Source organism: Deltaproteobacteria bacterium HGW-Deltaproteobacteria-2 (assembly GCA_002840505.1).
In the GTDB taxonomy this organism is placed as follows: domain Bacteria; phylum Desulfobacterota; class Syntrophia; order Syntrophales; family Smithellaceae; genus Smithella.
Genome location: PHBC01000005.1, coordinates 100343 through 125143 on the forward strand (window position 1 = coordinate 100343; position 24801 = coordinate 125143).

Below are 24801 nucleotides of genomic sequence, written 5' to 3' on the forward strand. Positions count from 1 at the left end.
TTGGAGCATAATAACTTGATATCAAACAACAATTAACCTGTCTCCTGCTTATATATTGGGATGTTATCTAGATCGGTATAAAATCCAAAAGAAAAGCGACTGAAGATTTTACTTGCTATCCTTATGCAGCTTTTCGACAAGTCTATCCAGCGATATATTATCCTTGATATTCAGTATACTTTCCTCAGTTTCTTCGCTGTATTCGGACACAGCAATGATTGGCTGTGATGCCGTCTTCGTTGATTGTTTTGCTGCATGTTTTACATGCTGTGTTTCCGTCAACGGCGACTGATAAAAATTATTCTGTGACAATTCTTCTAATGGACGAAAGACATTTCCATATGGGGAGAAATTAGAACGGTTCTTCAAATAGTACGTCAAATAACGTTCGGACGTGAACATACCTTCGTCTTTCGATGTTTCTACGATGTTGTTAATCTGGTGAAGTTTGTTATCGCGAATCGTATTCTTGATGGATGAGGTTCCGTGAATAATATCCAAAACGGGGACGCGTTGTCCGACTTTTTCCAGATATACCAGTTGCTGAACAGTGATCCAGGCCAGCGTGGATGCCAGCTGGTTACGCACCTCGTTTTGAGCTTCTACAGGGACGGCATTGCACATACGATAGATGGCTTCTTCCGGAGTGGATGCATGCATCGTGGCAATGACCAAATGTCCTGACTCCGCGGCATTAAGCGCTAGCTTCATTGTTTCTCCTTCGCGCAGTTCGCCCACAACGATAATGTCGGCATCTTCTCGCAGCACATCAATGAGTCCCTGTTCAAAGGAGGTAGTATGAGAACCTATTTCACGCTGTTCAATAAAGGATTTTTTCGATGAAAAGCGAAATTCAACAGGATCTTCCAGAGTGACAATATGTGCCCTACGTGCTTTGTTAATATCGTTAATAATGGCTGCGATCGTTGTTGTTTTACCTTCTCCGGTGCCTCCGCAAATGAGAACCAAGCCGGATTTGATCTTGGAAATTTCATGGAGTGAGGTATGGAGATTGAGCTCCTCAATCGTCGGTATGTGACCGGGAAGAAGCCGAATGGCTATACTTATTCCACGCATCGTGGTGAAAACGTTAACCCGGAGACGGGCATTGCTGACGGAAAGGGAAACATCAACTGATTTATTTTGCCGGAGAGTCTCCAGTTGCAGTGGTGTCAGAAGCTTTCTGGTCAGATTATCGATTTCCGAATGGGTCCATTTCAGTGAACCGTGAAATTGAATGTCACCAAGCTTTCGAGTTACTACGGGATGTTCGCCGGTGATGTGAATATCCGACATAGACTCTTTGATTGCAGTATTTATAATACTTTCAAACCGTTTCATAAGACTCTCCCTTATGCTTTTATAAATTTAAAGAAAATTATATTTCCAGCCTTAAAAAGCAGTGACTATTCGCATTTTCGTAAATCCTTGAGCATCATGCTGAAAGGAGACACGGCCCGAGAGATTATCTCCTTGCGGGCGGGACAAAAACATCCCTGATGCCGGTTCTTTCCAGTTTTATTGCGGATGTCGGGCAATGGTAAGAGCAAACTCCGCAACCTATGCATTTCTTTTCATCTATAACAGCGATTTCTTCAACAAGGCTGATCGCCTCCATCGGGCACATATCCTCACAAGCCGCGCATCCTGTGCATTCAGAGGCTTCAACTTTGGCCATGCATGATGAATAGGATTGCATTGGAGCGCCGCCAATGTAATAAATCTGGAAGGTGCCGCAACAGCATTTGCAGCAATTGCAGATGGCGAATTCTTCATTGTTTATGTCCTGTTTTACATGAAATGCTTTATGCACCAACCCGTCTTCCCGGGCCTTATCCATTATTTTCAATGCTTCATCTTTTGATATTTTTTTCCCGAAATTGTATTTTATTACAAACTCGGCGGTCTGGCCGAAGATGAAACAGTTTTCTCTTTCATTTGTGACATGACAGGGCTTGCCCAGAAGATCTTTTTCGTGACGGCAGTAGCAAGTAGAGACCGCTATTGTATCAAATCTTTCGATGATCTTCTTCACATCGTCATACGGCATAACGTCGTCATGCGCTCCTTTTACTTCCTGCTCAACGGGAACTACTCTTGTAAATGGGGGCACTGTTTTGAGAAAATCGATAACCGGGTCATAACTGCCCTGAACCAGATCCGAGAGCTCTTTGAAAATCTGGTCAAATAATTTTGCCAGTTTTTTTTCCTTTTCGGTTTTTTCGCCCCTCATCAGTGTAAATTCGAAGAGTCCCGGTATAGGAGGCAAAAGCCTGTAGACAACTATGCCTGTGCTTTTACTGGGGATGCCGGTAATAATACCTTTACGCATTAGTCCATCCAGCATTTTGTCCAATGCTTCATCACTCAAATTGGATTTTTCCTTGATATCCTTTATATTCATCGGCTTTGTGAATACCGGAATGAATGCGGCCTCCTTTTCATCCATTATGGTCTGCAACAATTCAATCAATGTACCGGAAACAGGTATCGGGATAGCTCCTGCGCCTATTGAAGCTTGTGCGGCATCCTGCCATATTTTCTCATTCATAAATTTCTCCTTAAATTATAAATTTTATAAGTATGATTTCATTAAACGCTCTTCGGTCAAAACATTTATCATTGTAAATATCAAAAGCATTTATGAGACTCTCTCTTTCTGCATCAGGCACTTCCAGTCTATTAGTGGATTTGAACTATTAGATCCGGAAGGGCTGGATGTAAGTTAAAAACCCTTTTCTGAATTGATTGATAGTTATAATCCATAAAAAATTTAAACCGCTGCCTGATCATCGTCAGATTGTCCACTAACCACAACACGATTACGACCCGATCTTTTAGCGCGATACATTGCCTGATCAGCCTCCAGAATCAATGCATCCGGGTTTGCCTGCCCGATACCTGGCACCATACTTGCCACTCCTAAGCTCACTGTGATATTAGTTGAAACGGATTTTTCGTACTTTATTGTCGTTTCCATAATTTTTTTGCGCATTTGCTCGGCAATAATCCTTGCTTGTTCTGCAGAGGAGTTGGTGAGTACCAGCGCGAACTCCTCGCCGCCGTAACGTGCTGCCAAATCTCCCGGACGGCGAGCATGATCCTTGATCAATGAAGCCACGACACGCAGACACTCATCGCCAGCCTGATGACCATAGGTATCGTTAAACATCTTGAAGTGATCGATATCAGCCATGATGAAGCCGACCGGTTCGCGTTTACGTCTGGCGCGCTGCCACTCGATAGCCAGGCTTCTGTCAAGACTGCGGCGGTTGGCAATCTGGGTGAGGCCGTCGATGGCAGAAAGATATTGCAGTGTCAAATTTGATTCTTCGAGATCACGATTCTCGACGGAAAGCAAGCGTGATTGCAGATAATTCTGTCGCAAACTGCGCTCTATCAGGAACGTACCAATCAAAGCACTGATGGAGGATCCCAAAAACACGTAATCAATAATGACTACAGTAGCCAGCTTGTTGTCCGTTTGGTCGAACCCGATCAATCCTACATTGAGCGATAACAACATGATGATAGCGGAGATAACCCCCCATTTGAACTGTATGCGCGACAGCACAAACACAATAACCATCGCCACGGTGACAGCATTGTAGTAGTAGTAATTGTAAGGTTCAAGTGAATTTAGAGATATTGCAATAAGCCCGCCTACTGCAGAAGTGGCGAAAATGCAGGTAAAAAGTTGCATGTATTTTTCGCCGTATTTTTGCCTGAATTTTCCCCAAAAGCTGAGCAGCAACGGAACAGCCATGGGTATTCCTGCCACCAGACGTATGAACCACGTTCGTCCGGCCATATCGGTCATCCAGATTAAGTCGAGTATGCCGCAGGCCAGGAAAACAACCAATCCCATGATTCCGGCGATCTGCATGTGCGCAAAATAACGGCGCGCATAATCCTGCTGGAATTCGCGCTCCAATTCTTCGTTGAAACGCAAACGCCAGCCACGATCATTAAGTAACTGTTGCAGGGTATTTAATTCAGCATCTTTCAAGACTGCGTCCTTTCTGGCAAGTAAGCCTCATCCGATAATTGGCGGCAGGTGTAACCCGTCAGACACATGAATCATTTTTTGCTGGTCAAGTATAGGGGTGACTTTCTTGTGTGTCAAGACAATTTGAAACAGTAAATAATAACTGTTAACTACAAAAAATGGAGAGTGTTTTTTATGCTTATCATCTTTCCTGACAAATAAAAGAAAGTTCAGAAAATTATTTGCTTCATGCTGGAAAGCGGTCGGTTTTCCGTTGCCTACGTTCTGCTGACAGTTGTTTGATTATAAAAATCGAAGTATATCAGTAACGCTTTGCGCCGATATTATAATAGGCAAGATTGGTCGGATTAGTGCAGTTCAGAAGTCTCTGAATAGATTCTCCTTTGCAAATATTCGGATAGCTTTTAAGCGCTTCCCGTTTGCCTGGCGTGCCGGGACTTACATAGTCAATTTCTGCCTCATCTCTATGGTCTGTAGATGTTCCCGCTGCCGGCCAGTGTTCCGAATGAAGTCCCAGTTGCCTGCAAACAAAACGATGATCCGGATGAACCGGTTCACGTTCCTTCATGCGCAAAACACGTTTAAGACTGAAGCGTGTTGAAAAGCGATCAAACCATTGTCGTTCGATTAACCTGGAATCGTCAGGTGACAGACCGCAGAATATATCCACTAATGGTTCATAATTACGAAGAATTAAAAACTGAGTGCAGAAATCCACAGCATCGTAGCTCATACGGCGAGGCAAAGAAATAAACCTGGATAAACGGTCTGTTGGAATATTAACGATCTCGTTAACTTCCATCAATAATCGATGAATAAGACGACGTGGCGGAGGCATCCATGCACAGGTTGCCATCAATAAATCGGGATTCTCCTGCAGACATTGTATGAATTCAAGTAAAGCCCTTTCTTCTAACAACCATGTATCACCATCGAGGATTACAAGAAAATCTGGTTTAAAAGGCAATGCAGCCTTAATTGCATTTTTCATAAGTGAAATAGCACCGGCAAAGTGAGGCAAGGGTTTACAGGACACAAAAGCATCTTCCAGATAGGGCTTGGCAGCGGCTCCGGACGAGGCATGGACTAATATGTAAGGATAAGTAAAATTAAGCTTGAAAATCTCCTGGTTGATGCGCGTGCAATCCAGACGATCGTGACTTGTCAGGCATATCGCAACTTTAGGATTCAATTTACGGCTCCAATGGTATGACCAGCGTGTATAACTTTCTCTTCGGTGGCAAGCCACGCTTGCAGCGCTCGCGATTCCGGTAATTCGACATCATCGCGCATTATTATTTCGCCTTTTGCGATCTTGCGTTTGATTATTATGTCGCGCATAAGAGCGATGGGAAGATGTCCGTGGTTTTCTAAAATACGCACGCATTCGCCCCGTGCATCAAAGCTTCCGATACCTTGTTTGATTCTATCACCAGGCATTAGCCTGTGCTTAGTTATTGTTGCAACGCTAATTGTCGGAAGTGAACCGTTATCCATCAGGATGTTGCCACCTGCTACTGTCCGGCGAAGCGTTTTCATAATTTCTAAATGACAAAGATGATAAGGTCGCACCAGCCGATAAAACGGTCCATCACCCATTTTCAAATATCCTAAAGCAACTGATTCTTGCGAATCATGATGCGCAATGATCATCACAGCACCAGGTGCCTCTTGCGTCAACACATAGTCGACAATTGGTTTGCCATGATTTGCTGCCGCTTTAGACAGTATATCCAATCCTTTGTTTATTTTAGAGACAGTAGGTCCAAGCATTCCTTGTCTGTAAATATCAGCACCAAATCCATTGGCAACAAGAGCCTGTTCAAGTTGAAGTTTTGTGCCATCCGTAAATGACGTAACCTGCGGGAGTGAAATTCCATATATTTTTGAAAAATGCGCCATCGTTTTGCACGTAGGTGAAAGATTTAGAAATCCCTTAACATTGACGTAAACCAGCGGATCAAATCCCATCGCCTTGCCGTCTTCAGCGAGGGCCGCCAGTGATCCCGGTTGATCACCTTCAGCTTCGGTAATATATCCGCGAGTCCGGTAATAACTGCCTGCAATTACGTGCCATGCTGAACTCATTGTCACAATTTTTCGTTTGGCGGCAATTGCGTGTTCAATAACATCTGTTGCGTGCAAAGGATCGCCGGAACATTCGACTATGATTTCTGACTTCTCAATCAGGGCCTCTATTGAGGAGACAATTTCATCATCATGAAAGTCAGGGATATTTACTTTTTTACGTCTTGTTAGTACTGACCCGACTTTAAAATCGTTGGAACGTCTGATCGCTCTGGCTAACCCCTGCGCGATGAAACCTGTACCAACGATCCCTATTACACAAAGCTTTTTAATCAAATGTTAATTCTCCTTCCGGGAAAAAACAGCAAACACAGTAGCAGCAGTAACCAGAATAAACTTTTATGTCAAGGCAATGTTAATTGTAAAACGTAGTCATATTTTTAATTTCTTCGTCACGTAATGTCTCGCTGTCATGATGGGGTGGCGATAAAGCATGCGGGGTCCGGAGTCTTTCATTACCGCTTTGATTTTTTCCCTCATGTCCGGTTTATAACAATGTATGGGGCATTTTGAGCACGGGGGCTTGTTCTCTTTGAGCGGGCATTTTTCAAGTCTCTTTTTAACATAATTAAGAAGCTCTCGACATTCGGGACAAATGTTTTCTGTACTGCCATGATGATCACGGCAGTACAGATCAATCATCAGTTCGACTGTTTTAATTTCCTGTTCCATTATCCTTTACGAACGCTTCAATATCTTTCCTCTTAAACTCAGGACGATTTCTTTCGTTGGGATTTTCTTGTTCGCAGCTTCCATCCCTTTTTTGACAATCATGGGCATTCCGGAACAACAAGGCACCTCCATCACAACAGTGGTGACGCTCTTAATTCCCGCGGTTCTGAAAATGTCGGCAAACTTGCTAACATACTCGTGAACATCATCGAATTTCGGACAGCCCATCATCACCACTTTTCCCTTCATCAAATCACGGTGCAGGGTGGGAAAAGCGACGGCCGTGCAGTCCGCCAGGACCAGCAGGTCGGCTCCTTTCAAGAAGGGGGCACTGGCCGGGATAAGTTTGATCTGAATCGGCCAGTGGGTGAGAGACGATTCTTCCTCTTTACCGGCATCAAAATGAGCAGGCTTATTTGCCGCCTCGCAGGCGGACGGTTTATCAAAAATCTGGATATGTGTTGACGGGCATCCACAGGGCATGGTTGCCTTCTCCTTTTTTGTAAGGTGCTTTTTAACAGCTTTTTCGTCAAAAGCAGGAGCTTCGCGCTCGACAATGCGCAGAGCTCCGGTGGGGCACTCTCCGATGCAGGCGCCCAGGCCGTCGCAGAATGTTTCCGAAACAACCTTGGCTTTGCCGTCAATGATTTGCAGGGCACCCTCGGCGCAGCCGGTCACGCAATTTCCGCAGCCGTCACACAAATCTTCATCAATCTCGATAATCTTGCGTAATATTTTTTTCATGACATCACCTTTTTAAAATTAATTGTTCTTATCCGCTGTGTCATTCCCGCGAAGGCGGGAATCCAGTATTATCAATTATTCCTGGATACCGGCTGGAGTTTATCCCGCGTATGCGGGGCCGGTATGACAATGGAGATTATGATTTTCTTATTGCCCCTTCACCATTGCCTCAACGTCAGTTTTCGGATCCGTAATTGGTTTGATATTAAAATTATCCACTAAAACTTTGAGAACATTCGGCGATGCAAATGCCGGCAGTGTCGGCCCGAGACGGATTCCTTTTACACCCAAATGAAGAAGTGCCAGAAGCACAGCCACAGCTTTCTGCTCATACCAGGCAACATCGAAGGAAATCGGCAGTTCATTAATGTCTTTGAGTCCGAATACTTCTTTAAGCTTCAAAGCGATAACGGCCAGCGAATAGCAATCGTTACACTGTCCCGCGTCCAAAACCCTGGGAATGCCGCCGATATCGCCCAGAGCCAGTTTGTTGTAGCGATATTTGGCGCATCCCGCTGTCAGAATAACTGTCTCTTGAGGAAGTTCTTGGGCGACATCAGTATAATAACTGCGTGTTTTATGCCGTCCATCGCATCCGGCCATGACGATGAAGCGCTTGATCGCTCCGGATTTTACCGCGTCCACAACCTTGTCGGCCAACGCCAGAACCTGATTGTGGCCAAATCCCGTTACCAGTTCTCCCTTTTCTAGCTCCGTCGGCGATGCGCATTTTTTAGCCAGCGCGACTATTTCGGAAAAATCTTTTGTGCCGCCTTTTGCTCTGGGAGGAATATGTTTGACTCCAGGATAAGCAACAACTCCGGTGGTGAATATTCTGTCTTTATAAGGATCTTTCACCGGAATAATGCAGTTGGTCGTCATCAGGATGGGGCCGTTGAACGACTCGAATTCCTCCGCCTGTTTCCACCAGGAGCTCCCGTAATTACCAACGAAGTGAGAGTATTTCTTAAACGCGGGGTAACTGTTTGCCGGCAGCATCTCACCATGAGTGTAAACATCAACACCGGTTCCTTCCGTCTGCTTCAGAAGTTCCTCCATATCTTTGAGGTCATGGCCGGAAATCAGAATACCCGGATTGCCCCGCACGCCGATATTAACCTTGGATATTTCGGGATTTCCATAAGTGGAAGTATTCGCTTTGTCCAGTAGCGCCATTGTGTTGACGGCGCACTCTCCCGCGCGCATAACCATCGCGACCATTTCATTAACGCTCAAATCTTTGGTTGTCGAAACCAACGCTTCCATCAGGAAATTATAAATCTTCTCATCCTCAAAACCCAGCACTGCGGCGTGCTCCGCATAGGCGGCAATGCCTTTGATTCCATAGATCAAAAGCATCCGCAGTGATCGGACATCTACGTTTTCTATGGAAAGAATACCGATTTGTGCAGCCTTTTTATTAAATTCGGCAACATCATCCGAGAACCACACCGCCGAATCGTGCAAAACACCCGGCATATCCGCCCCATATTTTTTCTTTAATTCATCCCGTAATTTAAGCGCCTCGTGAATGAGCGCGATTATTCTGTCATTGTCAAAGTTAACATTCGTAATCGTCGCAAAAAGCGCCTCTGCCGTAAAACGTCCGTATTTGCTGTCCAATATTCCTGCTTGTCTGGCCTTTTCGGCATAGATCGCGATACCTTTCAGGACGTAAACCAACAGGTCTTGAAGATTTGCTGTTTCTTCCGTCTTTCCGCATACACCCTTGATACCGCAACCTTCATTCTTGACTGTTTCCTGACACTGATAACAAAACATATGAAACCTCCTGTATTAAATTCTTTGTTTTTTGTTTGCCAGTGTATCTAAAATAATACCGCATATCCTTGACTTATGTTAAGAAGAATATATATTTTTCCCCAAAGGGATGTAAACCATGAAAAAAGCACATGATATTCTGATAAAAAGCCAACTATTCGGGGGCCTGCCCGAAGAGCACATCGTCGAGATTGAGAAAATTGCCGTCGATAAACATTATAACAAAGGCGATATAATCTTTTATGACGGAGACGAAGGTGTTGGTTTTTATCTTGTTGTCGCGGGGAGCATCAATGTTTACAAACTATCACCTGACGGAAAAGAGCAGATACTCCACATTGTAAAAGAAGGCGACACCATCGGTGCTGTTCCCGTCTTTTCCGGGAAATCATTTCCCGCCAACGCCCGGGCCATCTCTAAAAGTCATCTGTTATTTTTCGACAGGAATAAGTTTATTCAGCTCATTACCAATAAACCGTCTCTGACGATGAACATTCTGGCGCTGCTTTCCATGCGTCTGCGGGAGTTTACCATCCAAGTGGAGAATCTATCACTTAAGGAAATTCCCGGACGCCTGGCTGCCTATCTGCTTTATCTTGCGCAGGAGCAGGGCAACAAAGATTTAATCAAACTTACTATTTCCAAGGTGCAACTTGCCAATCTGCTGGGCACGGGACCGGAATCACTTTCACGCGCATTGGGAAACATGAAGACCAAGAAGCTTGTGGCGGAAGAAGGCGCCAATGTCAGGCTGATTAACCGCGTTTTACTGGAAGAGCTTGCCGAGAGGGGCAAAGAGGCTCAATAATCATTTCTTTTTTCCCACTTCTTTTGTTTGGCGGATTGAATTATGAAACACTTTTTGATAAACTGTAAAAAATTAATACAATCAGTTTATTGTTTCCGGAATTTCTCCTCTCAGCAGTTCCCTCATGTTTTCTTCTTTTGTCATGATACTTTATGGTGTTTGAGTTTGTGCTTTCGGCGCAATCCTGATTTCTACCCTTCTATTTTTCTGTCGTCCAGATTCGGTATTATTGGTTGCAACAGGCATGGTTTTGCCATATCCGACAACTTCAATGCGATTTTCAGCTACACCACGCATAACCAGTAAAGTTTTCACATTATTGGCACGCCTTTTCGAAAGATCCATGTTATATTCATCAGAACCTTTACTGTCGGTATGTCCTTCCACTCTGATTAAGGTATCGGGATATTGGTTTAAAACTCCGGCTACCCTGTTTATTTCATTATAGAGTCCCGGACGCAATTCTGCTGAGTTCGTATCGAATGTAACATCGCCCTTAAAAGTTACCGATAGAAGATTGCCTTCCCGGGTAACGGCGGCAGCTTCCGATTTTGCCAGAACTTCACGCATGTCTTTTTCCTGCTTGTCCATCATCGCGCCGACACCGTAACCACCACCACCGCCTACAGCAGCGCCAATGGCCGCTCCGATAAGGGTGCTCTGTGTATTATGTCCGATGGCCTGTCCTAGTATCGCTCCGACCACGGCTCCGCCTCCCGCTCCGATAAGGCCGCCTTGTTGACCTTTTGTCATTGTTCCGGTCTGAGCGCAACCGGCCAGAATTAAAATACAACAAAGAAATAAGGAAAATCCTTTTTTATTCATTTTTTGTCACTCCCTTAAAATGCGTTAAAATTATAACTTTTTGAGATTTAAGTATAAACAGCAATTTATTTGCAGGTCAAGGAAATATTGGTCGCAAAGTATTGTGCATGTTCCGGATATCTGTCTGACGAGAGTAGTGTTTATTAATGCTCCAATGAATCCAGGCACCGTCGGGCAATAAGCGCAGAGTTGAAATTATGGGTAACATAATCCCTTAATTGCATGCCTTTTTCCGCGGCGCCCTGTTGATCTTCGAACACCTGACGCATTAATTGCCGGGCGTGTGCCAGATCAGGATCTGCCCACAGCTGGTCAAGGGTATATGATTGTCCGCCTTTCTCACAGCGAACAGGTATCAATCCATAGCTCACGTGATAAGAAAGATTTTCCGGCAGGTAATCAAGAACGCCGCCTAAGCCTGTTATGATTATTGGTTTGCCCCACCAGGCCGCTTCATACGAACCCATTCCCCATCCTTCGCCGCGCCCGAGGGAAATAAAACAATCACCTCTTTTGTGAAGCCAGGCTATATCACTATCAGATAGTTCTTCGTCCAGGCAGATAATTTCCGGTCTACTCGTCCGGTCTTTCATGATATTTCTGAAAGTGTTCGCCGTTTTCACCGGCGTTGATTGCCATGGTTTGCGCCAATTACGTTTGTATTTTGTGAAATCGTGTTTTCCTGTTTTTATAACAAGGGCGACCGGTTCCTGCGAACTGAATTCCGACAAAAAAGCTTCAATCAAAAGCCATGGCGCTTTCCTGTCGCTCCAAACGCCAACGTTGTAAAAAACAAATCGCTCACCAATCTGTTTCATCAGTTTATTCAGTTTCGGAGATGGCAAAACATCCGGGGACTTTCCCTGGAATTGGGATATATGTGGTAAAACTTCAATCCTTGTTTGAACACCACATTCGTGAAATACTTTCTTGTTCCAGTTGCACGGCACAAAGATTCCGTCCATAATATTCAAAAGCTTCGCCCAGTGGCGGGGGATTTTATCAGTTTCCCACGTAGTGTACCCCCATATTTTTTTAAGTTTTATCTTTTGTTCTTGCTCGAATTTAAGCCAGGAGGGGTAGTATTCGGGCATTGTATGAACAATGACATTTTTATAGTCTTCCCTGATCTGTGGTACCGAATACGGTTTATAGGCCGAAGCGCCCCCCGCAACAGGCACCCAATGCACAACTGCGTTTTCCTGCCGCAAAGCCGAAACCATAGTTTTTGCCGCAATGCTGTAACCGGTTGAATCATTAAATCCAATATACTTTATTGTTTTCATATCTTTCACGGAGGTCTTGATTAATTTTTTGACAGATGATATTTTTTAAACCTTTGCTGTAAGCGCAGATTCCGGCGGAGTATTTTTGCCCCATCTGTATATTTTCCCCAGATATTTTCTGCCGGTGAATGTTCCATTTTCTAAAACAGCGTTTATTTTCTGTAATTCAAATTGCAAACGGCCACATGATATACTTTCAGGCAAAAAAGGCCGGGCCAGTTCGGCGTAAGCTGCTTTGGAAAATCTTACATATTCAGGTGTCAATCTTCCGGCATGGAAATAAGAGGTGTCAATTCTTTTGCGGTCCCACCACATATGACTCCAAAGATGGATACTGTATACTTCATCGAGATTCGGCTGGGGCTTTTCAAAAATGCCACTGATTCCCTCTCCTGTCCAGTCATAAAAAAAGAATGACTGTTGGGGTTCCACGTGAATCCATTCCGGATGTTCACGGCTCAACCGGTAAGGCAGAAAAGTGCTGTGAGCGCTCCACGTGCCGTCAAAGCATTCATATGTTCGCGCCAGCAGAAGTTTGGCAAAATTCGAATTTGGTGCTCCCATCATCCAGGCATTGCAAAGAGATCCTCCTGCCGCTTGTGCGGCTGCCACTGTCCAATCTATCTTTTCCATGCCCATGACAAATTCATGTTCAAAAAAATGATTGGGGAGTTTGTTAATAAACAGTGTGTCTATATCGGCGTATATTCCACCATACTTAACCAAAATTTTCAGACGGGCAATATCAGAAAGATGAGCGTAGCGGTATTTACCAATGGCGGCATCGTTATATGAAAAGGAAGAAATGAATTTGTCCGGTTCAATTTTACGCAGTTGCAAGGATGGGGCTATAATGTCCCACCATGGTCCCCAGGGCATATACTGATAATGAAACATGACAGCATCCGGTTTGTTGATACTCATACAGGAAGCGATGCAAAGATAATGCATTAAATGGAATGGCTCTGTTTGCGGGCGGAGTCCAAACACAAAATGAAATATTCGAGGTGTTTTTTTCATATTCCTAATTCAAGCCGGTATGCAGTAACTGACTTGTCCAGACTTGGTTAATAATTTCGGGGCTGTATTTTAAAGCCACAAGACCCAAAGCCTGTCTTGATATTTCATCGGCAAATTTATTGTCTGTCATTAATTGCATGCACGCTTCTGCAAAACGCCGGGCATCATCTTCAGTAATTAAATGTACTCTGTTTTCAACATCCAGTCCCTCGCATCCCTTGGATGTCGAAACAACAGGGACTCCATGGGCAAATGCTTCCAGTATTTTAATTCTGGTTCCTCCTCCTCCGCGGATAGGCGCAATAACAATATCCGCTTTTTCATATTCCTGGTGAAGGTCTTTTACCCATCCTGTAAATTCTATTTCGGGGAACTTTTCTAATCGCTTTCTCCATTTATTTTGCGGAAGGGCTCCGACAACACGCAACTCCCAGGGTTGCCGGCTTTTTTCTCTAAGTATCGGTACTATTTGATCGGCAAAAAATAATAAACCATCGATATTAGGATAATATCCCAATGTTCCTACAAAAAGAATTGTAAAAATCCCGTTGACCTCATGGATTTTTAAATTCTTCGGAATTGGTACGACATTTGGAAGGACAGAAATAACTTTGTCCGGGAATCTGTTTTGGAGAATATTTTTGTCATGAAGAGAGCATGTAAATATTTGATCATATCCGGGAATATTTTTTGTCTCCATGTTGAAAAATATTGTTGATTCATTATTTAGTCTTGATGCCCGAATAAAATCTTTGTTTCGAAAGTATAATTTACTGATTGATTTTCGTGTTTCCGATTCTATATCATCCATATCGAGAGAGTAAAAAGAATTAAGCCCATGTTTTTTTAGTATTTCAGCTACAGATGTCAGATAAAGCCTGAATACATGTACGCAATCGAAAGTCATACTGGCTATCATTGCCAGATTTTTATCATACTGCAAATAATTATTGTCGCCTGAATCTGCAACAAAAGAAAGATCATTTTCTTTGATAAAGTGTTTAAGATTATCCATTAAACGACGACTACGGTGCCACAGGCTGAATTTCCATCCCGAGAACCGGTAGCGACAAATATAGTTTACGTTTTCACAATATTTATTAATATTTGTATCATATAAAGGTCTTTCGGGAGTAGTGCCCGCAACAAGAAGATGGATTGAATATATGCGACTAAGACTTACAATCTGATAATATGGCCTCATGGCCAGGCCGGGTCCGTCGGGAGAAGGAAACACCGGAGAAATAAATAAGAGTCTTGGTTTTATTAACTTTGGAGCCATGTGAAATCCAGCGGCTTTCTTTTTAAGAATTTGTCTGTCAGCGTGATTCCATATCTATAAAGTCTTTTCCTGATCAGCAGAATCAGTATTCTGACGCCATAAAGAGGATTGCTCATCAATAGCTCAATTATAGACGGTGAATACCAGGAGTTGTCGGCTATCCGTTGAAATATTATTTTCAGTGTAAATTCATTCCATCGATTTTTGTTTTCCATGGAATCAAGCATAAGTCTGATATAAGTTTCTTTGGAGCGCGCAGGAGAACCGTCCGGATGAAATGGATTATTCCTCAACGTGATTTTGTCACTATGCTGCCGTACACCAGAAAATGCCGTATCTGTTGTTGTGAGTTTATTAATATTTTGCATAAGAGAGAACCAGAACAGCATATCTTCTCCATGCCAGATATCTTCTCTGAATCGCAGTGAGCCAATAGACTCTCTACAGACAAGACAAGATCCTATCGTAATCCCGTTAATAAGCATAGTGGTTATTGGGTCTTTTTTGTATGGTCTGAGATTAATTGCTCCGATTGCGTCTTGAGGATAAAAAACAGGTAAACCTTCTCTAAAACAGACCGCCCGCGCGATTATCATCTCTGCGTTTTTTTCAAACTGGATGCTTTCAAAACAAGCTTTAATAAAATCAGGGGCAAGAATATCGTCATCATCCAAAAACAATATCCAGTCGCCATTCGATTTTTCAATTCCTATATTGCGCGCATACCCCGGCCCTTTATTTGCCTGAAGACGGACAAGGTTAATCAAACCGGAGCTATTCTCGATTTTGGAAAGTTCATTTAGGTGTTCAGAGTCCGAGCCGTTATCAATTATTATAATTTCTGAAGAAGGATATGTCTGTTTCAAAACGGATTTTACGGATTGAGCAAGCAATTTCGGCCGGTTAAAGGTTGGAATAATAACGGAAACGCTATACCGTTGCATAATATATTTCCATTCAAACAGGTTCAGGATACCTTGCGGCAATATGCTCTAAAATTTTCATATGGCGACCCGTGAAGTTTTAATAATCTGATACGATATTGTTTCCGCTGAAACCGACTATAATGAATAACGCTCATTTAAGTCAATAAAATCTTGACCACACCACAGCAAAAAACAGAAACATTGAGTAGAATTGCTTCATGGTATAAAGTAAAAAAACAGATCGCTGATTTTTTGTGTATCGACTTAAATTAAGCAATAAAACCATCAGGTATGATCATCTGTGAAAGAAGTCCTGAAAATAAAATTTGCCGATTATCACGAAGGATTTAATCCTGAGAAAAATTTCTTCTGGGATCTCTTATCTGTTAAATATGATCTGCAAACTTCTGATCAACCGGAAATTCTGATTTACACGTCTTTTGGCCGATCTCATGTAAACTTTAGGTGTCTGAAAATTTACTGGACAGGCGAGAACCGCAGACCCGATTTCAAACAATGCGATTTTGCTTTTACTTTCGATGAACACAGCCAGGATGGAAAGAATTACAGGTTGCCACTCTATGTTCATTATCCGCACGCTTATGGTTTGGGTGACTTAAGTTGCATTACAAACAGGAAACTAAACGGCGCCCAGGCAAATAAAGTCCCCCTTCAGAAGACGAGGTTTTGCAACATGGTCGTCTCGAATGCGCAGCGAGACAAAAAGTGTGAGGAGTTTTTTCATAAATTATCGAAATATAAAAAGGTTGATTCAGGCGGAAGGTATCTCAATAATATCGGAGGTCCTGTGCCGAACAAACTTGATTTTATAAAAGATTACAAATTTACGATGTCTTTTGAGAATTCATCATACCCCGGATACACAACAGAGAAGATAATAGAACCCATGTTGGTGAAGAGCATACCTGTTTACTGGGGAAATCCGAACATTGCCAATGAATTCAATCCGGAGAGTTTTATAAATCTGCACGATTTTGCCACTATTGACGAAGCAATTCAGCGAATAATTGAAATCGATCAGGATGATGAGCTTTACAACCATATGATATCAGCTCCATGTTTTCATGATGATAGAGTTCCATTGTATCTAACTAATGATGCGATACTGGAGCGTTTTTCGGAAATTATCGACAAGAGAAAGAATTTTATTCCGGTAGCCCGCACATGGCGATATTATCCGCAGTACGTGATTGCGAAGTTAAAGGATGTTTGTGTGATCGTGTTAAAAAATATGAACCTCAGAATTTTATAGGTCTGATTATTTTGACTGAAAAAAGCAGAAGAACATTTTATTTATTAAGAAAACGTTTGTGTCGAAAAATAAGAAAACAAAAATTTATTCTATTATAGAATAAAGCAAGTTCGTTAAAAAACCTGTTATTGGAAATGCTTCTATAGATTTTGACAAGGAATTATCGAAGAGTCGCGGTAAATTATTTTAACAAAAATTGACTTTATAAGTAACATATGTTACATTACAAATGTAATTTGAAACATGATGGAGATTACATGCCGCCAAAAATGATTTTTAATAAATCAGATATTATTGATTCTTCCCTTGGCATTGTCAGAGAAAAGGGATTCAAACAACTGAGCGCCCGAGAAGTTGCAAGGAAATTGAGTTCATCAACGAGGCCTGTATACGAACATTTTCATTCAATGGCTGAGCTTAAAAAGTCGGTACTGCAAAAAACCGTTGATCTTCTCTATGATTATGTCACGCGACACTACACAAAAAATGCTTTCCTGAATACCGGCGTGGGATATGTTTTGTATGCAAGGGATCATAAGGAATTTTTCAAGGTCATATTTCTCGAAGATAATGATGCTAGCGTAATAATCGATGAAATGCTGAAAAAAATAGACAAAGAGATGCTAAAGGTACCTTGCCTTAAGGAGCTTTCGCATAAAGAAAGAAAGTCCCTGTTGAAAAGAAGCTGGATATATACGCACGGATTTGCTGTTATGGTTTTTTCCGGATACATAAAAAACAATCAGGATAATTATATTATCAGGATGCTGTCTGAAGGTGGTGCGATTTTTATTCAAGATGCTTTACGAAAACACAGTGAAAGTTGTGTTGCGGCTACCGGCAAATAATTTTATTGAACGGCTTATAACAAACTAAGATGCAATAGCCGACAGGACGATAAAGGAGATCTAATAATGTCTGAAAATCCACTTCATTTACTTATGAATCCGCGATCTATCGCAGTTGTAGGAGCAAACAATAGTCCATCAAAAATGGGCACGGTAATGGCGCTTAATGTTTTGAAGCAAGGCTATGAGGGGAAAATTTTTCCGGTGCATCCCAAAGAAGAAACAGTCTTAGGACTTAAAGCTTACGCCTCTGTACAGGATTTGCCCGAAATTCCTGATTTGGCAATGCTGATAGTTCCCGCAAAATCCATCATTCATGTTTTGGAGAGTTTCGGCAAAATCGGCACGAAGAGGGCAATAATTATAACTGCCGGCTTCAAGGAAACAGGTGCGACAGGACGGGAAATGGAAAAGAAAATCGGTGAAATAGCCGGGCGCTACGGGATGCGTTTTGTCGGTCCCAACTGTATGGGAGTAATCAACTCTCAAATTGCGTTAAACACAACGGTGTTGCCTATGGTCAAAGAACCTGGTTTGCTGGGTTTTGCTTCTCAAAGCGGTACTTATGTTAGTCAGGTTCTGCCGTACATGAAAAAAAGGGGATATCGCTTTAGCAAAGCTATCAGTCTGGGCAACGAAGCCAATATAAATATTGTTGATGCTCTGGAATATTTAGGAGAAGATGAACAAACTAAAGCCATCATGCTTTACATAGAAGGAATCCGCGAAGGGCAAAGATTTTTGGAAGTTGCCCGCAAGATCACACCGCATAAACCAATAGTGGCGCAATACGTAGGTGGTTCAGCCTCCGGCGCGCGCGCGATCCTCAGCCACACAGGAGCAATGACCGGTCCTGATTTCCTCTTCAGTGGTATTTTTAAACAAGCGGGCATAATTCGGGTATACTCTGTTGAAGATCTTTACTCGCATGGCTGGACGCTGGCAACACAGCCGCAGATGCGAGGCAAACGCGTCGGTGTAATAACCAACTCCGGCGGCCCTTCAACAGCCATTTCTTATACCTGCGATTCTGTCGGTCTGGAAGTTCCCCGTTTTTCAGATGGTTTGCAAAAAGAAATTAGAAAACATATTGAACCGCATGCGTCCTCCGCCAATCCCGTCGATATGACTTTCGATTTGAGTATGAAAAACCTTACGGTAACCCTGCCGGAAATTATGATAAAAAGCGGCGAAGTGGATGCTCTTGTCCTTCATGGTGTAATGATGAGCGGTTACATGCGCGAAATTTATATCCACTTTAAGGAACTGGCGGGAAATATTTCACTGGAAGAATTTTTAAAATTTGGTCAACCCATTGTACCCGGAGCATTTGAACTGCCTCATAAGTATCAAATGCCGATGCTAATATCTACTTTCTTTGATTGGGAAGATAATTATACAACAGGTTATCGTGATACAAACACGCCGATTTTTTATTGTCCGGAAAATACCGCACGGGCATTGGGGTCTCTTTATCGCTACAAAGAAATAAAAGAACGCCAACCGGTTTGTAAAATCGATCTTCCGGCGGTGCGCGGACTTGCTTGCGATTTAATTCAACAGGCACAAGCAAATGGTCAAAAAGCTCTGGATGAATATGCGGCTAAAAAATTACTTTCCTCCTATGGCGTAGCTGTGACAAAAGAAGCATTGGCCGCAACAGAGGAAGATGCTCTTGCTGCGGCAACGAAGATCGGCTACCCGGTAGCGATGAAAGCCTGCAGTTGGGAAATCATGCACAAGAGCGGTAAAGGTCTTATTGCTTTGAATGTGGAAAACGAAACCGTACTGAAAGCTGAATTTCAGAATATTCAAAAAAATGCGGGAAGAAACGTACCAGTGCTGATTCAGGAAATGCTGAAAGGTAACAGGGAATTTATGGCCGGCATGACACGTTTTGCCGGATTCGGTCCATGCGTTATTTTCGGCCTCGGCGGAGTTTTTACTGAAATCTACAAAGATACAACTCTGCGCCTGGCGCCTCTAGGCGATGCCGACACTCAGGAGATGTTCGCTGATATCCGTGCTAAGGACCTACTGGATGAGTTTAGGGGCATGCCGAAAGTCAGATTAGACAAGCTCTCTCAAATAATTCAAGCGTTGGGTAATGTTGCTTTGCTGCATCCCGAAATATCTGAAATCGATCTTAATCCGATTCTCATCAGTGGGGCCCAACCGGTTGTTGCCGATGCTTTGATTGTGCTGTAGAAAAATTACTATGAGAAAAGTTGCCCAAAAGTCATTTTCGCTTAAGCATAAATCGTTTTGGGTAAATCTAAGCCTCGCTTAAGGCGATTACAAAACTCGCCTTTGGCTCAAACAATTGTAATCCCTTCTCTTAAGCTTCGCCAAGATTTAAAGCCAAAACGCTTAAATGGCCGCTCAAATGGATTTTGGGAGAGCAACGAATGCGTTATTTCTTGCCTGATTTTTTATTAAACATATCGCCCAGGGTGCCCATGGCTTTCGGCGATTTGGCGATATAATTACGGAAGTCATCTTCATCGCCCGTAGCAGAAGTATCCTTATCGCTTCCGGCCAGATCCAATGAAATTTTTTTATTTTCCCGGTCGATCTTTTCAATCTTAACTTCTATCTCTTCACCGGCTTTCAGAACATCACCGGCATGTTTAATCTTTTTACCGCGCGCCAGCTTGGAAATGTGCAGAAGCCCTTCCACTCCGGCCTCTATCGTAATAAAAGCTCCGAAATTGGTCAGATTTGAAACCTTGCCTTTCAGCATGCTTCCTTCGGCGTACTTTCTAACAACCTCCTCCCACGGATTAGGTAAAGTTGCTTTGGCAGATAAGGTGATGCGATTACTTTCCCAGTCAAGATTAATTATAACAGCCTCAACCTTGTCGCCGGGAGAATAAAGTACTTTGGGATCTTCAACTCTGCTCCAACCCATTTCCGAAACAGGCAGCAGAGCCTGAATCCCGCCAAGATCAATAAACGCGCCGAATTTCTGCACGCTGGCGACCACGCCGCTCACGCTCATTCCCTTTTTCAGAGACTCCTTGAGCGCACCTTTTTTCTCTTGTTCTATTTTTTCGAGAAGAGGACGGCGCGACAGGATTATATTGCGTCCGTTTTCCGAATATTCGGCAACGACAAATTCAAATTTCTTGCCGACATAAGCGGCGACATCATCTATTTTTTTCGTATCCATCTGCGAGTAAGGACAAAAACCGCTGACATTCGCGTTTATTTTAACAGAGAAGCCGCCTTTAATTTCCTTCTCTACAGTTGCTTCCATGGGAATTTGAGTTTCGTAGGCTTTAAATAGGAAATCGTCTACACTTTTGCTGGTCAGCAATTTGGTGGTAAAAAGTTTTTCACCGTGACGTGAAGAAACAAAATAAGCCGTAATGGAATCTCCTTCTTTTGCGGTGAGGTTGCCCTCTTCATCCATAAGCTCTTTTTTATCAAGGTAACCTTCGCTTTTCGCTCCCAAATCAAGAAATATCCATTCGGCTGTAATTTTTACGATGGTTGTATTGATCTTTTCGCCCACTGAAAAATGCTGGGGCATAAGATTTGTTTCGTTAAGTAATTCCGAAAAGCTTTTTGTTTCTTCCATTTTATTCCTCTTATCTGTTTATGATTAAGCGTGAAAGCGCCACCTTGCATAACGCGGCCCTCCGATAACACAAAAAATATAATTTGTCTTCGGAAAATTTTCTAAATAATTAAAAAAATCTGGAAATTTAAACAAATATGTACTATGAAATAAAACTTAACATCTAAGGGGTTAAAATACTTATGCGTTTTGAAATTTCCCGCGGCGGCAGCGGGCTTACTTATGAAATCCGTAATATAGTTCTTATTGCTAATAAGCTCAAGGAATTGGGAGTTAATGTAATCTGGGAGAATATCGGCGATCCGGTACAAAAGGGAGAAAAAATTCCCGACTGGATGAAAGAAGTTCTTACTGAGATAATTAAAGATGATGCATCTTTTGCTTATTCACCAACAAAAGGCGTGGACTCCACAAGAAAATTTCTTGCCGACCGTCTCAACGGGCGTGGCAAGGTACAAATTACTCCGGAAGATATAATCTTCTTCAACGGTCTGGGAGATGCCATTGCACGCGCTTACAGTTCCATTCAGGTTGATGCCCGTATGATTATGCCGGAACCAACCTATTCTACTCATTTCATGGCGGAGGTTTTGCATGCTTCTTTTCCGCCCAATACCTACCGTTTAAATCCCTATAACGGCTGGTCTCCGGATATGCGGGAGCTGGAACAGAAAGTAAGAAGCCACAGGGCTATTGTGGGAATTCTGGTTATTAATCCCGACAATCCAACAGGATTTGTTTATCCGGAAGAAACGCTGAAGCAAGTCGTACGCATTGCAAAAGAGAACGATCTTTTCCTTGTCTTTGACGAAACCTACATTAATATTGTTTTCAACGGTAAAAAGACTGTGCCGCTTTCTGATATTGTCGGCGATGTTCCAGCAATCAGTATGAAGGGGATTTCCAAGGAACTGCCCTGGCCTGGTTCCCGCTGCGGCTGGATGGAAGTATACAACGCCGGTAAGGATCCTATTTTCGATCGTTTCATTAACACTATACTGCATCAGAAAATGTCGGAGGTTTGTTCAACAACCCTTCCGCAACTGGCGATTCCCAGAATAATGACGCATCCGAAATATCAGAATTACCTGGATGAACGTAAAAAGCACTATGAGAAACTTTCGCATATTGCTTATGACATTTTAAAAGACGTTCCCTGCCTGATGGTCAATAAAACCAACGGCGCGTTTTATATGACCATTGTTTTCAATGAATCCGGTCTTAACGGCAATCAGAGTCTTCATATTAAAAACAAGGAAATAAGGGAATTCGTGGAGAATCTGGTCAAGGACCCTATAGAACACGATAAGAGATTCGTTTATTATCTTCTGGCGGCAACCGGAATTTGCGTGGTTCCTCTGACATCTTTCTTTACTTCTTTGCTCGGGTTCCGCATGACGTTATTGGACAAAGACGAAGCGGAATTCGAATATGTGATAAAAACCATCGCCGAAAAATTTACCGAATACACTAATTCGTCCAACAAAAGCATTCAGACAGCGATAAATTTATCTTAAGGAACCTTTCCCAAATAACATTTGAAAGAATTTCCTTAAAAATATTTTGCACTGAACAAAATGACATTTTCTTATTATTTGCCGGCAGAATAAATGTAATGCCATGAATATTTCTCTGCAAAAAATCTACGATAAATTTGCCCAAACGTATGAGAAGAACCGTGGACTTTTTGACATGACGGAAGTCTTCAATTCTTTTTATGAGCGGCTGGGACCCCAAAAGGGTAACTTGCTTGATCTGGGCTGCGGCGCCGGCGAGCCGTTTCCCCGATTATTTATTGATCGCGGTTGGAAAGTTACAGGTGTAGATTTCTCCGGAAAAATGCTTGCGCTTGCCTCGAAATATGTTCCGGAGATGAAAACTATCAAAGCCGATGTGCGGGCAATTGAATTTGAGACAAATCAGTTTGACGCCATCACTGCGATTTACAGTATGTTTCATGTTCCCAGCGTTGATCATTATGCCTTGTTTGAAAAATTATATCAATGGCTTGGCCCGCAAGGGAAAGTGCTATTCACTTACGCGACAAAAGAATATACCGGTCAAATCGAATTTGACGGTTACAAGGAATTCATGGGACAAAAGCTTTATTACAGCCACAAAAATCCCGAAAAGCTTTACGCTGATCTGGAAGAAATCGGCTTTAATATAGAATCAAAAATTTACCGTGGAATCGGCGGAGAAACGTTTCTTTGGGTTACCGTGAGCAAGTAAATTAAGAAATGGTGTAGGATGTCATCGAAACAGTATCATATTCTTCTGCTAATAATAACATTGGCCTTTTGGATTTGGTCAGGAATAGAGCCGCACGATACACGTCTTACCTGGATTCTGGAAACCTTTCCGGTAATGATTGCTCTGCCTATTATGTTGCTCACCTATAAAAGATTTCCACTAACCACTATTACATATTCGATCATCGCCATCCACGCGATGATTCTGATGCTGGGCGGTCATTATTCCTACGCCAAAGTGCCGCTGGGTTTTTGGATGGAAGACTGGTTTGGTTGGACTCGCAACAATTATGATAAAATCGGACACTTCATGCAAGGTTTCGGTCCGGCCATATATACGCGTGAAATTCTTGCACGGACATCGCCGCTCAGGCGCGGCAAGTGGCTTGGGTTCATATCTATAGCCGTGCCCCTTGCTTTTTCAGCACTCTATGAAATTATTGAATGGCTGGCTTCCCTTTCCAATCCTGCGGACACGGAAGCTTTTCTGGGAACACAGGGTTATATCTGGGATACGCAAACCGATATGTTCTGGTGCCTGATAGGTTCGATTGTTGCGCTTGTCCTGCTTGCGAAGCTGCATAACAAATATCTGTCAAAAATCGGCGCGTAACGATTTTTTTAAAATCTTTTTAGACGGTTGAAATCTACATTTAAAAACACAAGAGCGGAAGGTTTTGTAAAATAACCGTCCGCTCTTTATTAAGTAATTTTATTTTTTTAGTTAATTCCCCAATACACTTCGTTATCGGGATTAATTCCACTTACGCTTCCTATAGTCAGCGAGTGTCATTAACTAGTAACGGCCACCGCCGCCGCCGCCACGGTTTCCACCGCCGCCGCCGCCTCTCGGACCTCTGTTAAATCCGCCGCCGCCGCCGCGATTACCGCCGCCTCTGGGGCCACCACCGCCGGCGCCAAAATCTTTCTTTGGCCTTGCTTCGTTAACGGTGATTGCCTTACCGTCAAGCATTCCACCATTGAATTTCTTGATGGCTTCCGCCGCGCCTTCTTCTGTTTTCATTTCGACAAAACCGAATCCTTTGGATTGCCCTGTAAACTTGTCTTTAATGATCGTTGCGGATTCAACTTCTCCTGCCTCGGAAAAGTTTGATTTAAGATCTTCGTCTGTGATTTTATAAGACAGGTTGCCGACATACAAATTTTTGTTCATTTTAATCCCCTTTCTTGTTAATTACTTCTAATTCTTTCTTTCCCCGATGGGGCCCCACAAAGCATCAAAATCACCCCCATCCGTCTCCTAGTTGAGAAGGAAGGAAAAAGTGAGGGGCTTGTATGCCTTACCTCCAGAGCTTTTTAAAAAAAGCTCTTTGCCGCTTAAAGCGAAAAACCACCATGCTCTTTGGAGCTTTGGTGGTTGTGTCTCATTTATTAAGAAAGAT

The 24801-nt window shown here is 42.8% G+C and carries 22 protein-coding genes; 7 read left to right on the forward strand and 15 right to left on the reverse strand.

Annotation, left to right across the window (positions count from 1 at the left end):
* Positions 1-108 precede the first annotated feature (108 nt).
* The 8 genes from CVU62_11105 to CVU62_11140 all read right to left on the reverse strand — a co-directional run bounded on the left by CVU62_11105 (position 109) and on the right by CVU62_11140 (position 9295).
* Entirely contained in the window at positions 109-1341 is a 1233-nt protein-coding gene (locus tag CVU62_11105) for a twitching motility protein PilT (GenBank protein ID PKN37147.1), read from the reverse strand.
* Between the two features lie 124 nt (positions 1342-1465).
* Positions 1466-2551, reverse strand: a complete 1086-nt coding sequence (locus CVU62_11110) for a hypothetical protein (protein PKN37148.1) — start codon at positions 2549-2551, stop codon at positions 1466-1468.
* Between the two features lie 222 nt (positions 2552-2773).
* The gene (locus CVU62_11115) at positions 2774-4009 is read right to left on the reverse strand and encodes a hypothetical protein (protein PKN37149.1); all 1236 of its coding nucleotides are present in this window, start codon (positions 4007-4009) and stop codon (positions 2774-2776) included.
* 301 nt (positions 4010-4310) lie between these two features.
* Positions 4311-5201 carry a hypothetical protein gene (locus CVU62_11120; protein ID PKN37150.1) on the reverse strand — a complete coding sequence of 297 codons (891 nt, stop codon included), beginning with the start codon at positions 5199-5201 and terminating at the stop codon, positions 4311-4313.
* Positions 5198-6370, reverse strand: coding sequence for an NAD(P)-dependent oxidoreductase (locus tag CVU62_11125; GenBank protein PKN37316.1), 1173 nt, complete (start codon positions 6368-6370; stop codon positions 5198-5200). The genes CVU62_11120 and CVU62_11125 overlap by 4 nt, the downstream gene beginning before the upstream one ends.
* A 99-nt stretch (positions 6371-6469) precedes the next feature.
* A complete protein-coding gene (locus CVU62_11130; protein PKN37151.1) occupies positions 6470-6769 on the reverse strand; it encodes a hypothetical protein in 300 nt (99 codons plus the stop codon).
* 6 nt (positions 6770-6775) lie between these two features.
* Positions 6776-7513 (reverse strand): 4Fe-4S ferredoxin, encoded by a 738-nt coding sequence (locus CVU62_11135; protein PKN37152.1) that lies wholly within the window; start codon positions 7511-7513, stop codon positions 6776-6778.
* A 147-nt stretch (positions 7514-7660) separates the two neighbouring features.
* Positions 7661-9295, reverse strand: coding sequence for a hydroxylamine reductase (locus CVU62_11140; GenBank protein PKN37153.1), 1635 nt, complete (start codon positions 9293-9295; stop codon positions 7661-7663).
* A gap of 118 nt (positions 9296-9413) precedes the next feature.
* Here CVU62_11140 and CVU62_11145 point away from each other — a divergent pair, with 118 nt between their 5' ends.
* Positions 9414-10103, forward strand: coding sequence for a transcriptional regulator (locus CVU62_11145; protein PKN37154.1), 690 nt, complete (start codon positions 9414-9416; stop codon positions 10101-10103).
* A 150-nt stretch (positions 10104-10253) separates the two neighbouring features.
* Here the strand turns inward: CVU62_11145 and CVU62_11150 are convergent, their stop codons facing one another.
* The 5 genes from CVU62_11150 to CVU62_11170 all read right to left on the reverse strand — a co-directional run bounded on the left by CVU62_11150 (position 10254) and on the right by CVU62_11170 (position 15460).
* Entirely contained in the window at positions 10254-10928 is a 675-nt protein-coding gene (locus CVU62_11150) for a hypothetical protein (protein ID PKN37155.1), read from the reverse strand.
* Between the two features lie 143 nt (positions 10929-11071).
* Positions 11072-12223 (reverse strand): hypothetical protein, encoded by a 1152-nt coding sequence (locus CVU62_11155; GenBank protein ID PKN37156.1) that lies wholly within the window; start codon positions 12221-12223, stop codon positions 11072-11074.
* Between the two features lie 36 nt (positions 12224-12259).
* Positions 12260-13234 carry a glycosyl transferase gene (locus CVU62_11160; protein ID PKN37157.1) on the reverse strand — a complete coding sequence of 325 codons (975 nt, stop codon included), beginning with the start codon at positions 13232-13234 and terminating at the stop codon, positions 12260-12262.
* A 4-nt stretch (positions 13235-13238) separates the two neighbouring features.
* Complete coding sequence (locus CVU62_11165) at positions 13239-14516, reverse strand: hypothetical protein (GenBank protein ID PKN37158.1); 1278 nt, start codon at positions 14514-14516, stop codon at positions 13239-13241.
* A complete protein-coding gene (locus CVU62_11170) occupies positions 14501-15460 on the reverse strand; it encodes a hypothetical protein (protein PKN37159.1) in 960 nt (319 codons plus the stop codon). Before CVU62_11170 ends, CVU62_11165 begins: the two co-directional genes overlap by 16 nt.
* 283 nt (positions 15461-15743) lie before the next feature.
* Here CVU62_11170 and CVU62_11175 point away from each other — a divergent pair, with 283 nt between their 5' ends.
* From CVU62_11175 to CVU62_11185, 3 genes are all read left to right on the forward strand, one after another.
* Positions 15744-16715, forward strand: coding sequence for a glycosyltransferase (locus CVU62_11175; GenBank protein ID PKN37160.1), 972 nt, complete (start codon positions 15744-15746; stop codon positions 16713-16715).
* Positions 16716-16930: 215 nt separating this feature from the next.
* Positions 16931-17563 carry a hypothetical protein gene (locus tag CVU62_11180; protein ID PKN37161.1) on the forward strand — a complete coding sequence of 211 codons (633 nt, stop codon included), beginning with the start codon at positions 16931-16933 and terminating at the stop codon, positions 17561-17563.
* 66 nt (positions 17564-17629) lie between these two features.
* On the forward strand, positions 17630-19771 hold the full coding sequence (locus tag CVU62_11185) for a CoA-binding protein (protein ID PKN37162.1): 2142 nt from the start codon (positions 17630-17632) through the stop codon (positions 19769-19771).
* A 205-nt stretch (positions 19772-19976) separates the two neighbouring features.
* Here the strand turns inward: CVU62_11185 and CVU62_11190 are convergent, their stop codons facing one another.
* Positions 19977-21146, reverse strand: coding sequence for a 30S ribosomal protein S1 (locus CVU62_11190; GenBank protein ID PKN37163.1), 1170 nt, complete (start codon positions 21144-21146; stop codon positions 19977-19979).
* A gap of 182 nt (positions 21147-21328) precedes the next feature.
* On the opposite strand from CVU62_11190, the gene CVU62_11195 reads away from it, so the two are divergent.
* The 3 genes from CVU62_11195 (at position 21329) to CVU62_11205 (ending at position 24011) form a co-directional block, all read left to right on the forward strand.
* On the forward strand, positions 21329-22663 hold the full coding sequence (locus tag CVU62_11195) for an aminotransferase (GenBank protein PKN37164.1): 1335 nt from the start codon (positions 21329-21331) through the stop codon (positions 22661-22663).
* 103 nt (positions 22664-22766) lie between these two features.
* Positions 22767-23378, forward strand: coding sequence for a class I SAM-dependent methyltransferase (locus tag CVU62_11200; protein PKN37165.1), 612 nt, complete (start codon positions 22767-22769; stop codon positions 23376-23378).
* Positions 23379-23396: 18 nt separating this feature from the next.
* Positions 23397-24011, forward strand: coding sequence for a DUF2238 domain-containing protein (locus tag CVU62_11205; protein ID PKN37166.1), 615 nt, complete (start codon positions 23397-23399; stop codon positions 24009-24011).
* Positions 24012-24194: 183 nt separating this feature from the next.
* Here CVU62_11205 and CVU62_11210 read toward each other — a convergent pair whose 3' ends face one another.
* Positions 24195-24572, reverse strand: coding sequence for an RNA-binding protein (locus CVU62_11210; GenBank protein ID PKN37167.1), 378 nt, complete (start codon positions 24570-24572; stop codon positions 24195-24197).
* Positions 24573-24801 lie beyond the last annotated feature (229 nt).

Excerpts from the sequence above, each read along its gene's own strand:
- CVU62_11105 (PKN37147.1), bottom strand. The coding sequence starts at position 1,341 with ATGAAACGGTTTGAAAGTATTATAAATACTGCAATCAAAGAGTCTATG.
- CVU62_11110 (PKN37148.1), bottom strand. The coding sequence starts at position 2,551 with ATGAATGAGAAAATATGGCAGGATGCCGCACAAGCTTCAATAGGCGCA.
- CVU62_11130 (PKN37151.1), bottom strand. The coding sequence starts at position 6,769 with ATGGAACAGGAAATTAAAACAGTCGAACTGATGATTGATCTGTACTGC.
- CVU62_11135 (PKN37152.1), bottom strand. The coding sequence starts at position 7,513 with ATGAAAAAAATATTACGCAAGATTATCGAGATTGATGAAGATTTGTGT.
- CVU62_11140 (PKN37153.1), bottom strand. The coding sequence starts at position 9,295 with ATGTTTTGTTATCAGTGTCAGGAAACAGTCAAGAATGAAGGTTGCGGT.
- CVU62_11145 (PKN37154.1), top strand. The coding sequence starts at position 9,414 with ATGAAAAAAGCACATGATATTCTGATAAAAAGCCAACTATTCGGGGGC.
- CVU62_11150 (PKN37155.1), bottom strand. The coding sequence starts at position 10,928 with ATGAATAAAAAAGGATTTTCCTTATTTCTTTGTTGTATTTTAATTCTG.
- CVU62_11160 (PKN37157.1), bottom strand. The coding sequence starts at position 13,234 with ATGAAAAAAACACCTCGAATATTTCATTTTGTGTTTGGACTCCGCCCG.
- CVU62_11165 (PKN37158.1), bottom strand. The coding sequence starts at position 14,516 with ATGGCTCCAAAGTTAATAAAACCAAGACTCTTATTTATTTCTCCGGTG.
- CVU62_11170 (PKN37159.1), bottom strand. The coding sequence starts at position 15,460 with ATGCAACGGTATAGCGTTTCCGTTATTATTCCAACCTTTAACCGGCCG.
- CVU62_11180 (PKN37161.1), top strand. The coding sequence starts at position 16,931 with ATGTTACATTACAAATGTAATTTGAAACATGATGGAGATTACATGCCG.
- CVU62_11185 (PKN37162.1), top strand. The coding sequence starts at position 17,630 with ATGTCTGAAAATCCACTTCATTTACTTATGAATCCGCGATCTATCGCA.
- CVU62_11190 (PKN37163.1), bottom strand. The coding sequence starts at position 21,146 with ATGGAAGAAACAAAAAGCTTTTCGGAATTACTTAACGAAACAAATCTT.
- CVU62_11195 (PKN37164.1), top strand. The coding sequence starts at position 21,329 with ATGCGTTTTGAAATTTCCCGCGGCGGCAGCGGGCTTACTTATGAAATC.
- CVU62_11200 (PKN37165.1), top strand. The coding sequence starts at position 22,767 with ATGAATATTTCTCTGCAAAAAATCTACGATAAATTTGCCCAAACGTAT.
- CVU62_11205 (PKN37166.1), top strand. The coding sequence starts at position 23,397 with ATGTCATCGAAACAGTATCATATTCTTCTGCTAATAATAACATTGGCC.
- CVU62_11210 (PKN37167.1), bottom strand. The coding sequence starts at position 24,572 with ATGAACAAAAATTTGTATGTCGGCAACCTGTCTTATAAAATCACAGAC.